Source organism: Dyadobacter ginsengisoli DSM 21015, from assembly GCF_059568735.1.
Window position 1 is genome coordinate 55,710 of sequence record NZ_JCANTY010000006.1, and the last position, 14,689, is coordinate 70,398.

Below are 14,689 nucleotides of genomic sequence, written 5' to 3' on the forward strand. Positions count from 1 at the left end.
ATTCGTGCGGTCAATGGGAATAGCCTGCGGCGGTTTTGATCGCCTTGCGGATACGCGGGTAGGTTCCGCACCTGCATATGTTTCCGCTCATGGCTGCATTGATATCTTCGTCGGTAGGTTTCGGATTGCCTTGCAGCAGCGCCACCGCCGACATGATCTGCCCGCTCTGGCAGTAACCGCATTGCGGTACCTGCTCGGCGATCCACGCTTTCTGGACCGGATGCGAATTGTCCTCAGAAATTCCCTCGATTGTCGTCACGGGCTGTCCCCCTACCGCCGACACCGGAAAAGAGCACGACCGGACCGGAGCACCACTCAGGTGCACGGTACAAGCGCCGCATTGCGCGATCCCGCATCCATATTTTGTACCCGTGAGCCCGATGATATCGCGGATAACCCATAATAACGGCATCTGTTCTTCCTCCTCGACGGAGTAGTTTTTGCCATTGACGGAGAGTTCGTAGGACGGCATATTGATGTTGGTTGGGATGACATAAATCGTTCAAACCTAAGCCGACGCCGTGAGGTGCAGAAATACAATTGATGAAGGACTGGTTTACAGTGACGAAATGCAGGTTTTGATGGGTCTGCTCGTTTTCGATAAATACAAAATGGACAGTAGTATGGAGGCAATATCTCACCGTGAGATATTGGGTTTAGCGATTCCAACCGACTAAGGGAAAAAATAGAAAAGGGAGCCGCGCAAGCGACTCCCGGAAATCTGGGATATGATTCGGTACATTGGCTATTTACTAGCAATGAACCCACTGGTTGCTCGATTTTTATGCGGTTTTCACAATCAAGCAGACGCCTGCGATGCCGAAAACAGCGGTTGTCCGATCGCTTTGATCTCCCGGCCAGTCCGCAATGCTTCTTCCAAATTGTTCCAGAAAGGATAGAGCCTGTCGTTGGCTTTTTCCAGAAACCTGCCCAAATACGTTGGCTTACGGCGATTCAGATAAGTTGCGGTTTCTGGTGTATTGCTGTAAATGGCGGTGAAGCCTTTGCCCTGGCGTTCGATGAGGCCGAGCGCGACGAGCGAGTCGAGAAAATACATGGCGCCTTTCTCGTGTAAGCCCAGTCGGCGCTGGATTTCCGATGCAAACAGGGGTCCGTCGGCCAGTTCGGTAAAAAGATCGAGTTTATCGGCCGTCAGCAGGACTTTTGCCGGCCAGAATCCCATCCCGATCTGGATGATGTTTTTGGGGGTAATCTCTTGGTCTTGTTCAATTTCGATAGTACTCATGGCTAGTTGGAGTTTGGTAGTTACCGTTCTTTTTTGGTAAAACGCAATACAAAGCTATGTCGTTGCACGCATACGTGAGAATATCAATGCGATGAACTGCAAAAACAGCGGTGTAAACGGCTTGAAAACGAAGGTGAGCCGTTTGGATTGCCGGGATACCGACTCCGGCATTTTCGTTATTGCATTAGCCGTAAATCAATTATCAATGGGATGTGCAAAAAAGTCCCGGCCGCGTCAGCAACCGGGACTTTCTTACAATCCTTATTAAATGAGGTATCAGAAGCTATACCGCAACCCAATCTGCACCTGGTAAGGGTTGCCCGAAGGCGTCACCACACCGGCAGTATTCACACGGTATACAAACTGGTTTTTCGCTCTGTCAAATGCCGGAATTGCCTGCTGATCTTTCGTGGCCGGAATACCCAATGCATAAAGGTTTTGTGTACCCAGCGACTTGTTGCGGCCCCACTCCTTGTTCAGGAAGTTGGCGAAGTTGAAGATATCGGCAGAAACTTCAATGGCATGCGTGCCGGCAATTTTGATCTTTTTCGATGCACGAACGTCGAACACGCCGTAGAATCCGTTGATACCACCATTTCTTTCAGCGATTTTACCTGAGTTCTTGATGATATAATCTTTAATGCTCTGGCTCGCGTCCTTGTTGTCGAGGATGGCTTGGAGACCGGTACGCACGTTTTCAGGTACGCTCGGATCGTTTCTGTCGAAAACATATGCGAGGTCATTGGTACCTACGAAATCGCCGTTGGTGTTACCGCCCGAAAGCAGTGTGTAGCGGGTGCCGCCAATTCCTGAATAGCGAACCCCTACGCTGACACCCCAGAAGCTCGGCGCTGTTCCGAAGAACACCACCTTGTTGCGGAACTGGTTGTCGGAATAGGACATCAGGCTAAGGTTACGCGGATCGTCCCGAACCGGCAATGAGAGCGTCGCGCTGTTCGCTACGTTACCGTTGAAAGACGTATTGTCCTTCACATCATTGTAGGTGTAGCTCAATGTGATCTCGCCATCGCGGAAATACTGGTATTTCACATCAGCTACCACCGAGAATGCATTCACTTTTCCCTCGCTGTTCAGTTCCAGCACGCGGCCAAACTGTGTGGCTTTACGTCCAAGCAGCCAGTCGCCGGCACCGTTGGTAGGCATTTTATCACCGCCCGGTACGTACACGCCGCGGTTACCCTCGTTGGCCAGGCGGAAGAATGGCTCGTCAACCATGTTCCGGTCCACATACATATAATTGTTGCGGGCAAGACTCATGTAACCCGCGATACCTACTTTCAGTTTGTCGGTCAGGTATTTGTTGTAGGAAATGTTAGCCTTATAAATGATAGGCACGCGCGCCTCTTTGGCATTGGTATTGATGGTCGGTAGCTGGAATTGCGACAATGTGGGAATGCTGTTGTAGTTGGCACGGTAAGCTGCGAAATCCGGGGTAGGAATGTTCGGACTGCGTACATCGACGGTCGCCAGGTGCTTTCCGTCAAATGTAAGGTTGTTAATCACGATATAGTTGTTGATGTCCGAGGCAAACACACCGGCTCCGAGACGGAAAATATCGGTATGCTTGTCGTTCACGTCCCAGGTAAATTGAACGCGTGGCTGCACCACAAACGACTTGATCTTATTGTCGGTGCGGATTTTCAGGGCGTCGTACAAAGTCTGGTTCAAAGGCGAGCTCGGGTAATGCGCGTAGTCGAGGCGCAGACCTGCCACCACGTCCAGGCCCGTCGCAAGGCTCGTTTTCAATTGACCATAAACACCTGCATTCCAGATCGTTCCTTTTACTGACCAGTCGTCCATCAAAGGTACCTCGCGGTAGTAACGATATGGTTTCAGGTCGTTGAACTGGTCGAGGGACGTTTTACCCGCGGCGGCATCCACATTGTAGTGGAAACGGCCATTCACTTCCGAACCGTAGGTAGAATTCGAGTGGGTCATCATGATGTCCGCACCAAAAGTATACTCAACTTTATCGGTGTTATAATACAGGTTATCCACCAATTGAACCACATGGTTGGTAAAACGCTCCTGCGCAAAACGGTGACCGCCCATCTGAATGTTCGTCGCACGCGAATTGCCGTCGCTCAAAACGGAGTTGACGTTCTCCACGATCGCTCTCGGAATGTTGGCGTCGGGAAGCTGGTCGCCGGGAGCACTTTTTTGTTTTACGAACAAATGCTGCACTTTCAGCTCATTAGTCACTTTCGAATTAAGCGTCGAGCGGAGGGATGCAAGCAGGCTGTTGTCCTGGTTGAAGTCGTTGCCGTAAGACTCGTAAGCATTGATCGTGGTGTTATCGGCCAGACCGAGCTTGTTGCGGTCGTTGGTGTAGTTGTTGCGGATCGTCAAAAGGTTCCGGTTGTTCAACTGCCAGTCCAGACGCAAAAATGCCGCATCAGAACCGCGTTTTTTATCAAATGTTCCGAACTGCGGGGTGTTGGACATGCCGTATTTGGTGCGGGCAATGTTCACAAACTGGTCGAGCGTAGCGCGGGTAACGTTGAAACGGTTCTCGTCAACGGGGCTGAGAATGTCGGCGATGATCAATGGGCGGCTGTCTTGCTGGTGATCCCACGCCATAAAGAAATGCAGTTTGTCTTTCAGGATCGGCCCGCCCAGTGAGAAACCAAACTGGTTGGTAGAGAATTTGTTATTGATTTTGTTACCACGAATATCGTAAGGGCTGGACAACCAGTCGGCGCGCGTGTAGTTGAATGCACTACCGCTCAGCTGGTTGGTACCCGATTTCGTCACCGCGCTGATGGTACCACCCCCGCTGCGTCCGTAAGTAACGTCATACTGGTTGGTAACTACCTGAAACTCACGTACCGCTTCAATTGAAATGGAGTAGGGAGCACCGCTTCGGCTGGTGGTAGCACCGGCGGAGGTAGGGTTTTTGGAACTCATACCATCGATGGTGTAACCCGTAGACGAACCCAACTGGCCCGAAATGTTACCACCACGACTCAATGGGGACAGGTCCATCAGCGTGGTAAAGTTCCGTCCATTCACTGGCAGACGCGTAATGTCGCGCGCCGAAATAGCCGTGGAGGCACCCAGGTTCTCGATTTTATTCTTGATACCCGAAGCCACAACGCTCACAACTTCCAGCGTCTGACCTGCTTCTTTCATGCCCATTTTGACTTTGATCGCATCGCCCTGATGGAGAAGGTAACCCGTTTGTTTCTGTTCACCGAAACCTATATAGGTGGCTATGACCGTGTAAGGACCGCCCAACGGAAGTTCTTTGAAAGCATATTCTCCTTTGGCGTTGGTAACTGTTCCGGTGGTAAAGCCTGTTGATTCGTTCCTGACCTGCACGGTAGCGCCCGCCAGTCCGGCATTCTGATCGTCGATCACCATACCGGAAATCGACGCTTGCGTAGTTTGGGCCCGTAGTGCAGCAATGTTTGCAAAGCAGCAAAGCAGCATCAGGACAATAGGGAGTAAAAATCTCTTATGCATGAGCATGAAGTTGGTTAAACTAAATTTGCCGCAAAAGAAGGGTATCTACTTATCCCAGCTGTTATTGAATTGTTATCGAATTGTGAACTCTTGAAATAGCCCGATGACATGGACATCCCATGCCCGTTAAAAAAACTCTGATTTTTTTTACACCGCTGTCCAATCCCGCCTTAGCCAATCATCATTACAGTGAAATGCGTCATTCAGACATTCATTTATTCATTCACTCATTCAAAATTAGCATCATGGAACCAAGAATCAATTTCATGCAAAAAGGACAAAACGCAATGAAGGCTCTGTACGGGCTGGGAGGTTATCTGGCAAAATCGCCGGTGGAGAAACGCCTGCTCAACCTGATCTATTTCAGGGTGTCACAGGTCAACGGCTGCGCATTCTGCCTGGATATGCATTCCAAAGACCTTCGGGCAGAAGGGGAAACCGAACAGCGGCTATACCTGCTCAGCGCCTGGAGGGAAGCGCCATTCTTTTCGGACCGGGAACGTGCTGCACTGGCTTATGCCGAAGCGGTTACGGAACTGAGGGGCCGGGAAGTGTCGGATGAAGTCTTTGCGGAAGTCAGCGAGCAGTTTTCGGAAGAAGAAATAGTGGACCTCACTATGGCGGTTATCGGCATCAACTCCTATAATCGCATCAACATTGCATTCCGCACCGTCGCGGGAGGATACAAGCCGGGCGCATTCGCGGTACATTGAAGCGTTTTGGAAAAGGTCAGACTTTTTAACCAACCCATTTAACCAATATTTCCATGAACGAATTCATGTTATTGTTCCGCCAGCCCAGTTTCGATTACAGTAATGCTTCTCCGGCCGAAATGCAGACTCTTACCCAAAAATGGCACGACTGGGTGGGTGGTATTGTGGCGCAGGAGAAACTCTCAGCCAGGGGGCAGCGCCTGGATACCGACGGCCGGGTACTGAGGGCTGGTGGTGTCGTCACCGACGGCCCGTTCGTAGAGATCCGCGAAAGGCTGGGCAGTTTCATCATCGTCAATGCTGAAAATATAGACGATGCCACGACACTGGCACACGGTTGCCCTGCGATCGATATGGGAGGCAGTGTGGAGATTCGCCGGATTTTTTCCTAATTAGCATCATCAACAAACGAAGCCCGCCCCTGCCCGGGGGCGGGCTTGTCATAAAACCATGGAAAGGGAACAGGAATCATTAAAACACTTATTTCAAAAAGAATTCGCCAAAATGGTGGCTGTGATCAGCCGCATGTATGGGTTGGAACACATTGAAATGGCGGAAGACATTGTCAGCGAGACTTTTCTCCTGGCTTCCGAAACCTGGGGAGTCAAGGGCATCCCCGAAAACCCGACTGCCTGGCTCTACGCGGTTGCCAAGCAGAAAACACTCCATTATTTCAGGCGAAGCAAGATTTACAAGGAGAAGGTAATGCCGCAAGTCATAGAAGGGCAGGGCGGACCAGTGGAACCGGAGCTCAGTTTTTCGCAGGAAAACATCCGTGACAGCCAGTTACAAATGCTTTTTGCGGTGTGTGATCCGTCGATCGCCAGTGAGGCGCAAATGGGGCTGGCATTGCGCATTCTTTGCGGTTTTGGCATCGACGAAATCGCGGAGGCATTTTTTACCAATAAAGAAACTATTAATAAGAGGCTTTTCAGGGCAAAGGAAAAGCTGCGTGCCGAAAAGGTACATATGGAACTTCCGCCCGAAAGCGAGATCGTGCGCAGGCTCGACAATGTGCTGCATATCATCTACCTGCTGTTCAGCGAGGGATACTATTCCAAAACGCAGAATGAAATCCTGCGAAAAGACCTTGGCGTCGAGGCTTTGCGGCTTGGCGTCCTGCTGACCGGCTACGAAAAAACAAATGTTCCCAAAACGCACGCACTGATCGCGCTCATGTGCTTTCACGCCTCCCGCTTCGCTGCACGCGAAGGGCAGGGGGAGGAGCCGGTGCTTTACGACGATCAGGACGATTCGCTCTGGGACCAGGAACTGATCCGGCAGGGTGCGTATTTTCTCAACCTGTCGGCCACGGGGGATGAAGTTACCTCCTATCACCTCGAAGCACGCATTGCTCAGCTGCATTGCATGAAGGAGGATAAACCGGAAAAATGGGGAGAGATCCTGAACTTGTACGATCAGCTCATTCAGATCAATTATTCGCCGAGCGTGGCGCTGAACCGTATTTTTGCATTGTATAAATTGAAAGGAGCCAAAGTGGCGCTGGCTGAGGCAGAGCAGTTGAAACTGGACCATAATCATTTCTACCTCGTGTTGCTGGCAGAGCTTCATTCCGGACTCGACCAGGACATCGCCCGCGGCTATTTCGAACAGGCATTGGCGCTGGCCAAAACCCAAACGGAAAAGCAGGGTATCAGCAGGAAAATACAGGCATTGGAAAATGTGAAGGGCTGAGTGTAGTTTCTAAACTAGAAGCCAGTCACGTGAGGTGACGGATTGGTTCTGAGGCTGTACAAATGTGCATTAGCTCAAAGCGAGGCCCGGACGAATACGCGGCATGGATGATCGAGTTGCTGCATGTGCCCGGTCAGTAGCATGTCGGCTGCGGCATTTCCCATTGCCCTGAAATCGGGCGAAATGGTGGTAATGCCGTTCAGCATATCTTTTTTAGCATCGTTGTCGTGGTAGGAAACGATCCCAATGTGTTTTCCGGGAATCAGGTTGCTCTTAGCGATTTCCCTTACCAGAAACATCAGATGCTCATCTGAAAGAACCACGAACGCTTCGCCTTCTGAGATCCTGTCGGCTGAAATGTCGCCACTGATGCGGTACACCAGGTTGTTTTCCTCACAAAAACGCGCGAACGCCCCCTGAATCTGTTGAGGAAAGGTGGTATGCTCCGGATAGATCAGGTTGGCGCATTGATACCTGCGGAGGGCGGGCGCCAGTTCATCCAGCGCGGGACGGATAGCCGTTGCGAAATTGATACAGACAGCACCCATATTGCCCGAAAGGCACGGAACGGACCTGTCAAGTACGATAAGTTTCTCTTTCGGGAGTCGTTCGATGGTCTGATAGCCTGCTTCCGGATCATCCAGAAAATGCGGAATGACGATTATATGTGAATAGCTGCCTTGTTTTTTCCGGACCAGCTGGCGGAAATGCCGGGCACTGTTGTAGTAAATCCGGAGATCGATCTCCGCACGCCGTTCCAGACGCTCTGCCAGCGCGTCGCAGATCAACTTATTGTATTCATTCAACTGGTTGAAAAGCACAAGCACTTTCAATTCCTGTGCGGGATCGAGCCGGTTGATATAAAAACTTTTGCCGTGTTGGGAGGATAGTATCCCCATGTCACGGAGGTTATTGTAGCTTTTTTCGATGGTGCTTCTGGAAACAGCGTAGTGGCGGCTTAGCTCATTGATAGAGGGCAGCCGGTCGCCCCGGTCGACAAGGCCGGTTTTAGTTGCATTCAGTACCGCCTCCACAAGTTGCCGGTATACAGGTTCGGTGGAATCCCGGTCTACCGTAAAGTGATTTTCGAAGTTGATTTTTCTCATCCTCATTAAGGGGCAAACGTCTTTTTTTCCTTTCAGGCATTATTCAGAAGATCAATTTAAAGAGAATAAAAAGCTTTAAAACGGGTGGGCTGACAGAGAGGGATAAGTCGCCCCCGGAAACCGGAAATCTGTCTTTGGAACCTATTTTAAAGCTGAGGTGATAACGCGCCGCCGAGGAATACCGGATTAGCAGGTAAATTTTTTCGGTTGAACCCCTGAAAAAGGGTTTCCATCGATTTCCTTTGTGGATTATGCCAATAGGTCTGATCTTGCAGGCCAACACGCCGATTATCAAGCTATGGGGTTCAGAAGCAGTATTACCATCCTGACGCATGTGACTGTCTGGTCGTTGCTGGGCTTTATCTTGCTGTTTTATCCTCCGCTGTCGTGGGAGTTTTTGGTACCTCCTAACTTCTGGGTCAAGCAGGTGTTGAACCTGGGCCTGATGGTCTGCGCATTTTATGCAAATGCGCATTATGTAGCGCCAAAGCTACTTTTTCATAAGCGGAACAAAACACTTTTCGGAGCGTGGCTGGTGACTGTGATCGCGGGTATTCTCATTGCCGCCCGGGTAATCGAGCTGCGGCTGAATGTACTGGCGGACATGTCGCGCGCGCTCAACAAGGCCCCCAAAAATCCGTTCAGCCTCGACCTGCATTTGTTCATGATTACGCTGCTGGTGATGGTGATCAGTACCAGTCTGGCGCTGGCCAGACGCTGGCAGGCCGATGCTCAAATGCACGAGCGCATCGAAAAGCAGCAGATCGCCTCGGAGCTCTCATTTTTGAAAGCGCAGATCAACCCGCATTTCTTTTTCAATACACTCAACAACATTTACTCGCTGACGTATTCGGACATTCCGGTTTCCCGTGAGGCGATCCTGAAACTATCACGCATGATGCGGTACGTGCTGTATGACACATTGAGTGACCTGGTGCCTTTGCGACAGGAATTGTCTTTTCTGAAAGATTTTATTTCGCTCATGGAGTTACGCCTGCACGAATGTACCACGCTGGAGTTCCGTGAGCCGGTGATCGACAAGGATTGCTGGATCGCCCCTATGCTGCTCCTGCCATTTGTTGAAAATGCCTTTAAACACGGCTCCAGTGCGTTGCATTCTTCCCGCATTGCGATCGACCTCAATGTGAGCCAGGGTGCTTTATTGCTTCGTGTTTTTAACCATATTGCCTTTGAAAAGGATGGCTATCAGCTGGATCAGGGTGGTATCGGGCTTGCCAATACCCGAAAGCGGCTGCACCTGCTTTATCCCGGCAAGCATGGACTGGTGATTAGCGAAGACCCCGAAGCGAAAACCTACGAAGTTTTACTGACCTTGCAGCTGGACGGGGAGAAGGTCGGCCAGATCGTTGAGCCTGTATGAAACTGAATTGCATTACTGTTGATGACGAACCCCTGGCGCTGAATCTGATCAGCGCATTTGCAGCGCAGACCCCTTTTCTGGAACTGAAGGGCAAATTTGGCAATGCGGTGCAGGCATTGCAGGCGCTTCACGAGCAGACCATCCATGTGATTTTTCTGGACATTCAGATGCCCGACCTGAATGGGATGGAGCTGGCGCGAGTCGTTAGCCATTCGAATGCCGCGGAACAGACCCGGATCATTTTTACTACGGCTTACAATCAATTTGCCGTTGAAGGTTACAAGGTGGATGCGCTGGATTACCTGCTGAAGCCATTCGGTTATGACGAGTTTCTGCGGGCCGCGTCCAAAGCCAAAAAATATTTTGAATTATTACAGGATAATGCACCCGGTGAGGTGTTTGAAAATTACATGTTTGTCAAATCCGACTACAAGCATATCCGTGTCGATTTCGATTCGATTTCTTATATCGAGTCCGTAAGAGATTACGTAAAGATACACCTCGCATCGCCACTGAGTCCGGTGATAACACTCAGCAGTCTGAAAGCGATCGAGGACAAGCTGCCAGCGTCCCGGTTTCTCCGCATTCACCGCTCCTTCATTGTGGCGGTGAGCAAAGTCGATTTTGTGAGTAAGAACGCGGTTCAGGTCGGTCCGGTCGAAATTCCGGTGGGCGAGTTGTATAAGGATGCGTTTAAAACGCTTCTCGCCCGCTGGATATAGCAGGCAAGAAGTATTTCCTTCAAACGCACATAACCACGGCTTAGGAGATGACTTTGACCAGTGAGGCCAGTTCCTGGTTGGCGAAGCCGTGTTCTTCGGCCGATTGAAGAAGGTCCCGGACGCCTTTTGTGAAGTCGGGGTTCAATCCGGTCGATCTGAATGCGTTGTGAATGCGCCGCGTAGCCCCGACGCTGATCGATAGCGGACTTTGGCTGACCGTGAAATCGCCACTTTCGACGACGCCGATCTGGTGTTTGAAAAACTCGGTAAAGCCGGGCGTGATTTCGCCGAGAATTTCACTGAAGGCATCTAACGGCAAGCCGGTCCGCTGAGCGAGTGCAATCCCGTGGATGAGGCCTGTATACGAGCCATACAGCCATGTCAGTGTAGCGAGGTCCATCGCCGAGGCCAAGGCGGCGCGGCTGCCCAGGTACTTAATGTTGCCTCCAAACACCGCCAATGCGCTCCGGCTGTTTTCAAAGTGGGTCTGTTCTCCGGAAACGATGATAGTCGTGTCGGGCAGGCCCATCTGATCGGGCGCTACCTGGATAGCGCCATTGAGGTAACCTGCGTTAAAACCCGCGAGCTCCTTTTCCAGCGATTCGGCTTCCTGCGGCTCCGCAGTAGTGAAATTGATGAGGGTTTTGCCGGCCAGAACGGTTTTATCGCCGACGCTCTCCATAATGCGATCCATGGCCGTGTAGTCGAGTACGCAGATGACGATCAGCTGGCTCTGAATAATCGCTTCCTGCAAGTCTTCATACACCCGCACACCGGCGATGCTGTCGGCTTTGGAACGCGTCCGGTTCCAGACCGAAACTGTATAGCCCTGTTTTACGAGAAGTTCTGCGAGACGGGTCCCCATTTGGCCTAACCCTATTACTGTGATTTGTTTCGTGTTCACTGAAGTCGATGTTTGATTTGAATGACACAAAATTCCACACAGGATGGTCGCTTATCAATTACCGAAAAAAGATTCGGTAACCGAAAATTTATTCGGTATTGGTTAAATTGGGAGGGCAAAATGACACGATCCATTTTATCATCAGGAATATGTACCAGCGAAAAACACCCGAAGACCTCGAATGCGGTATTACCATTGCCATGAAAGTTTTCGGCGCGAAATGGAAACCCTGTATCCTCGATGCCATTCAGAGGGGATTTAAAAGGCCAAGTGAAATGCACCGGGAAATCAAAGGGGCAACGCCACGTGTAATCGACATGCAATTGCGTGAACTGGAAATAGCCGGTGTGGTCGTGAAATACAATTCCGCAGGTTTTCCTCTTTACACCGAATACTCGTTGACCGATACCGGCTGCAGTATTTTACCCATTATCGATCAAATGAACGAATGGGGCCTGATGCACAAGCAACTCGTTCGGGAAGGGGATTTTCAACCCATATCCTTGTAGATTTGTACCTTCTGGAACATTTCAATCAGCGTATTTACTTTGAGTTTTTCGAAAAGCCGGGCTTTGTAAGTACTGACCGAGCTTTCGGTCAAATCCAGTTTGGCAGCAATTTCTTTGACCCACAGGCCTTCGATGAGCATATCCATAATGGTGATTTCGCGGATCGACAGGTCAATCAACGGGTTATCGGCCCGGTAGTTGACCTTGTCGAGCTGATTAAGTAATTCTATCTTGATCCGCGGGCTTACATACCGGCCTGAATCTGCGATGGACCGGATGGCGTTGGGTAGGCCCTCGGGTCCTGCGTTTTTCGAGAGAAAACCGTTCGCGCCGGCACGCAGGTAATGAATTCCGTAGATTCTTTCTTCAGCGGCAGAAAAAACAAGTATGGGGACATCTTTCTGAACCGCGCGCATAAGCGGTATCATCTCAAATCCTTCACCTTCCGGGATCTGTACATCCAGGATGACCAGGTCAAACCCTTGTGCAGCCAGTTCGTTGAGCGCCGCCCTAAACGAACTGGATTCATGGATTACAGCTTCCGGAAACAGTCCGCGGATAACGATTTTTGTGGCTAGTCTGATAATCTGGTAATCTTCAACAATTAAAATGTTTTTCATGCGGTCAAATTCCAAGGCAAAAAATAACTTTCTTTTTTATAATAGAGGCCGGGTTTTCATCCAACGCACGATCCCGCGGAATTGACGGTAATGTTTATACGATCATCGTGGAGAGAAGTATACAGGTCCATTTTTCAGCAGGTTATGGGCCGGAGGGTTTGCGCAACGATACACCCTGCAAACTCTGGATTCAAAGTACGGGTGGTTCCAATGCCGGGATGTGTTACATGATGCCAGAGAGCGGTTCGGTTAAATTAGACTACTAAATGCGAGATTCGATTCACGCGGATGGTCGTGTAATTCTTATCACGCCACGACACCTTTGGACATTGGGGCAAGATCCAATTCCAGCCGAAGATCTATTACGAACTCCGATTCACTCTGCTGCACAGATAGTTCGTGCTTGTCGGGATAGAGCAGCTGAAGTCTTTTGGAAGTATTGGCCAGGCCAAATCCGCCGATTTGCCCCTTTGAGGGATTCGTGTGACTTTGAAGGCGTGAATATGGCGGGACGTTGTTTTTGATCACAAAATGCAATGTCGCGTCATCGAGAACAATGGAAATATCCACGTAAGAGGATTGCTTGCTCTTTCCGGGGCCGTGTTTGAATGCATTTTCGACGAATGAAACCAGGAGAAGTGGGGCTATCACATATTCTTCGGGATTACCTGCCAGATGATAAATAATGGCGACTCTCTCGGAGAAGCGTGATCTTTCGAGATCGAGGTAGTTCTCGATAAAGCTTATTTCGTTGGCAAGTATTACCCGCTCTTTGTTAGATTCGTACAGACTGTATCGCATCAGGTCTGATAATTTGAGCACGAGTTCGGCGGCCTGGTCGTCGACGTCCACCGTGCGTGTATATATCGCATTCAATGTGTTAAACAAAAAGTGCGGATTGATTTGCGATTTGAGAAAGCTGAGTTCAAGGTCCAGGTTATTGCGTTGGAGTAATAAGCTTTCAGTCTGTAAATCCAGGTTGGTTTTTTCAAGTTGCAATGCATCACGTTCCAGGGTCAGATTACGCGTTCGCGAGCGGATGGTGTCCCGCATGACCTTTATGGCGAGCAGGGGAAGTACGTAGAAAAGGCTCCATGCATACACCATATAGGCGACAGTAAAATCCGTAAAACATACTGTAAAGCGCTTGTCTTTCAGAAATTCATTCCAAAATGTTGCAACATAACGACGCTCGTCGGCTTTTGGGAAATCAGTAATGGTAACCAGATAGGCAAATTCGAAATAATTGATAATATGCAGGAATTGGAAAACGAGCAGGATTGAAACAGCGAACGAGATAATCTTTCTCGGATAAAGAAATCTTGGGAAAATAACATAACCGAGAAAGTAAAAAACAAATAAGGACTGCGCCATCACCACGACCGACGCATGGTTGATAACCCGATCGCTATCTCTGGTAACGCCTGGAATCGAATAATAGCGGATAATGGACCAGATACCGATCCACGCCAATACATGGTAAGTGATTCTGATCACTTTTGCACGTTTTTCAGAAGGGAGTGAAATGTTCAAATTCATAAACCTTTCAAATTCTGTTTTTTTGTAAAGCTGCCAATACGTTCGCCCGGTAGGTAATCCCGATAGGAATCTTTCTGCCGCTGATAGTCGTGATTTCGTTACCTTCGATTTCACGTATCACTTTTTTATTGACAATATAAGAGCGGTTGACGCGGAGAAACTGGATCGGAGAAAGAGCTTCCTCGATTTTGGCCATCGTCATATGGATTACCGCAACCCGGTCCGCCCAATACAATTTAAGATAATCGCGCATCCCTTCGATGAAATGAATCTCGCTGGGGGATACTTTGATCAGTTTTTTATTCTCTTTCAATAACAGGAAATCGACAGGAGATCCTGTTATTTCATCCGGGGACTCGCCGGAGGATAAGCTCCTGACCGTGGATGGTGCGCGGGTGGGCTCCTGCGGCTGTTGTTTTGCCGTTGTGCGCGCTCCGTCTACCTTGTTGATCGCTTTGAGGAAACGTTCGAAAGGAACCGGTTTGAGTAGATAATCAGTGACTTGCTGCTCGTATCCCTCCAGTGCATAGGACGGGTCCGCGGTGATCATGATGATTGCGGGCCGGGCGGAGGGAAGCAACTTGAGCAATTCAAAGCCGGTCATTTCGGGCATTTCGATATCCAGAAAGACGATATCCGGCTGTAATTCCCGTATCTGGAAGAGGGCGTCCGTAGCCGTCTCGGCGAAACCAATGAGTTCGAGAAAAGGCACCCTCAGCACATATTTTTCTATCAATCGGCGTGCATCAGCCTCATCATCTACTATTA

General features: G+C 49.8%; 14 protein-coding genes. 6 read left to right on the forward strand and 8 right to left on the reverse strand.

What is annotated here, in order from left to right:
- Positions 1 to 10: 10 nt before the first annotated feature.
- The 3 genes from BP71_RS22085 to BP71_RS22095 form a co-directional block, all read right to left on the reverse strand.
- Positions 11 to 472 carry a (2Fe-2S)-binding protein gene (locus BP71_RS22085; RefSeq protein ID WP_496383249.1) on the reverse strand — a complete coding sequence of 154 codons (462 nt, stop codon included), beginning with the start codon at positions 470 to 472 and terminating at the stop codon, positions 11 to 13.
- 327 nt (positions 473 to 799) lie between these two features.
- Positions 800 to 1,246 carry a methyltransferase family protein gene (locus BP71_RS22090; protein WP_496383251.1) on the reverse strand — a complete coding sequence of 149 codons (447 nt, stop codon included), beginning with the start codon at positions 1,244 to 1,246 and terminating at the stop codon, positions 800 to 802.
- 276 nt (positions 1,247 to 1,522) lie between these two features.
- On the reverse strand, positions 1,523 to 4,732 hold the full coding sequence (locus BP71_RS22095) for an outer membrane beta-barrel protein (protein WP_496383253.1): 3,210 nt from the start codon (positions 4,730 to 4,732) through the stop codon (positions 1,523 to 1,525).
- A gap of 245 nt (positions 4,733 to 4,977) precedes the next feature.
- Here BP71_RS22095 and BP71_RS22100 point away from each other — a divergent pair, with 245 nt between their 5' ends.
- Genes BP71_RS22100 through BP71_RS22110 form a run of 3 tightly spaced genes read left to right on the forward strand, consistent with a single transcriptional unit; the run spans position 4,978 to position 7,140 of the window.
- The gene (locus BP71_RS22100) at positions 4,978 to 5,445 is read left to right on the forward strand and encodes a carboxymuconolactone decarboxylase family protein (protein ID WP_496383255.1); all 468 of its coding nucleotides are present in this window, start codon (positions 4,978 to 4,980) and stop codon (positions 5,443 to 5,445) included.
- Between the two features lie 53 nt (positions 5,446 to 5,498).
- Positions 5,499 to 5,837: a YciI family protein gene (locus BP71_RS22105; RefSeq protein ID WP_496383257.1), complete on the forward strand. Its 339-nt coding sequence runs from the start codon at positions 5,499 to 5,501 to the stop codon at positions 5,835 to 5,837.
- A gap of 58 nt (positions 5,838 to 5,895) precedes the next feature.
- Positions 5,896 to 7,140, forward strand: a complete 1,245-nt coding sequence (locus BP71_RS22110) for an RNA polymerase sigma factor (RefSeq protein WP_496383259.1) — start codon at positions 5,896 to 5,898, stop codon at positions 7,138 to 7,140.
- A gap of 74 nt (positions 7,141 to 7,214) precedes the next feature.
- On the opposite strand, the gene BP71_RS22115 is transcribed toward BP71_RS22110, so the two are convergent.
- Positions 7,215 to 8,246, reverse strand: coding sequence for a GntR family transcriptional regulator (locus tag BP71_RS22115; protein ID WP_496383261.1), 1,032 nt, complete (start codon positions 8,244 to 8,246; stop codon positions 7,215 to 7,217).
- A gap of 298 nt (positions 8,247 to 8,544) precedes the next feature.
- On the opposite strand from BP71_RS22115, the gene BP71_RS22120 reads away from it, so the two are divergent.
- Both BP71_RS22120 and BP71_RS22125 read left to right on the forward strand, forming a co-directional pair.
- Positions 8,545 to 9,627, forward strand: a complete 1,083-nt coding sequence (locus BP71_RS22120; protein ID WP_496383263.1) for a sensor histidine kinase — start codon at positions 8,545 to 8,547, stop codon at positions 9,625 to 9,627.
- Entirely contained in the window at positions 9,624 to 10,349 is a 726-nt protein-coding gene (locus tag BP71_RS22125) for a LytR/AlgR family response regulator transcription factor (RefSeq protein ID WP_496383264.1), read from the forward strand. Before BP71_RS22120 ends, BP71_RS22125 begins: the two co-directional genes overlap by 4 nt.
- 40 nt (positions 10,350 to 10,389) lie before the next feature.
- Here the strand turns inward: BP71_RS22125 and BP71_RS22130 are convergent, their stop codons facing one another.
- Positions 10,390 to 11,283: an NAD(P)-dependent oxidoreductase gene (locus BP71_RS22130; RefSeq protein WP_496383266.1), complete on the reverse strand. Its 894-nt coding sequence runs from the start codon at positions 11,281 to 11,283 to the stop codon at positions 10,390 to 10,392.
- A gap of 68 nt (positions 11,284 to 11,351) precedes the next feature.
- Here BP71_RS22130 and BP71_RS22135 point away from each other — a divergent pair, with 68 nt between their 5' ends.
- Entirely contained in the window at positions 11,352 to 11,762 is a 411-nt protein-coding gene (locus tag BP71_RS22135; RefSeq protein WP_496383268.1) for a winged helix-turn-helix transcriptional regulator, read from the forward strand.
- Here the strand turns inward: BP71_RS22135 and BP71_RS22140 are convergent.
- The 3 genes from BP71_RS22140 to BP71_RS22150 form a co-directional block, all read right to left on the reverse strand.
- Positions 11,744 to 12,382 carry a response regulator gene (locus BP71_RS22140; protein ID WP_496383270.1) on the reverse strand — a complete coding sequence of 213 codons (639 nt, stop codon included), beginning with the start codon at positions 12,380 to 12,382 and terminating at the stop codon, positions 11,744 to 11,746. The two genes, BP71_RS22135 and BP71_RS22140, sit on opposite strands and share 19 nt — an antisense overlap.
- A 306-nt stretch (positions 12,383 to 12,688) precedes the next feature.
- Complete coding sequence (locus BP71_RS22145) at positions 12,689 to 13,921, reverse strand: sensor histidine kinase (RefSeq protein WP_496383272.1); 1,233 nt, start codon at positions 13,919 to 13,921, stop codon at positions 12,689 to 12,691.
- Between the two features lie 7 nt (positions 13,922 to 13,928).
- Complete coding sequence (locus BP71_RS22150; protein ID WP_496383274.1) at positions 13,929 to 14,633, reverse strand: LytR/AlgR family response regulator transcription factor; 705 nt, start codon at positions 14,631 to 14,633, stop codon at positions 13,929 to 13,931.
- Between the last annotated feature and the right edge of the window lie 56 nt (positions 14,634 to 14,689).

Bases quoted from the DNA above. Each gene is read 5' to 3' on its own strand.
- BP71_RS22085 (WP_496383249.1), bottom strand. From the start codon at position 472: ATGCCGTCCTACGAACTCTCCGTCAATGGCAAAAACTACTCCGTCGAG.
- BP71_RS22090 (WP_496383251.1), bottom strand. From the start codon at position 1,246: ATGAGTACTATCGAAATTGAACAAGACCAAGAGATTACCCCCAAAAAC.
- BP71_RS22095 (WP_496383253.1), bottom strand. From the start codon at position 4,732: ATGCATAAGAGATTTTTACTCCCTATTGTCCTGATGCTGCTTTGCTGC.
- BP71_RS22100 (WP_496383255.1), top strand. From the start codon at position 4,978: ATGGAACCAAGAATCAATTTCATGCAAAAAGGACAAAACGCAATGAAG.
- BP71_RS22105 (WP_496383257.1), top strand. From the start codon at position 5,499: ATGAACGAATTCATGTTATTGTTCCGCCAGCCCAGTTTCGATTACAGT.
- BP71_RS22110 (WP_496383259.1), top strand. From the start codon at position 5,896: ATGGAAAGGGAACAGGAATCATTAAAACACTTATTTCAAAAAGAATTC.
- BP71_RS22115 (WP_496383261.1), bottom strand. From the start codon at position 8,246: ATGAGAAAAATCAACTTCGAAAATCACTTTACGGTAGACCGGGATTCC.
- BP71_RS22120 (WP_496383263.1), top strand. From the start codon at position 8,545: ATGGGGTTCAGAAGCAGTATTACCATCCTGACGCATGTGACTGTCTGG.
- BP71_RS22125 (WP_496383264.1), top strand. From the start codon at position 9,624: ATGAAACTGAATTGCATTACTGTTGATGACGAACCCCTGGCGCTGAAT.
- BP71_RS22140 (WP_496383270.1), bottom strand. From the start codon at position 12,382: ATGAAAAACATTTTAATTGTTGAAGATTACCAGATTATCAGACTAGCC.
- BP71_RS22145 (WP_496383272.1), bottom strand. From the start codon at position 13,921: ATGAATTTGAACATTTCACTCCCTTCTGAAAAACGTGCAAAAGTGATC.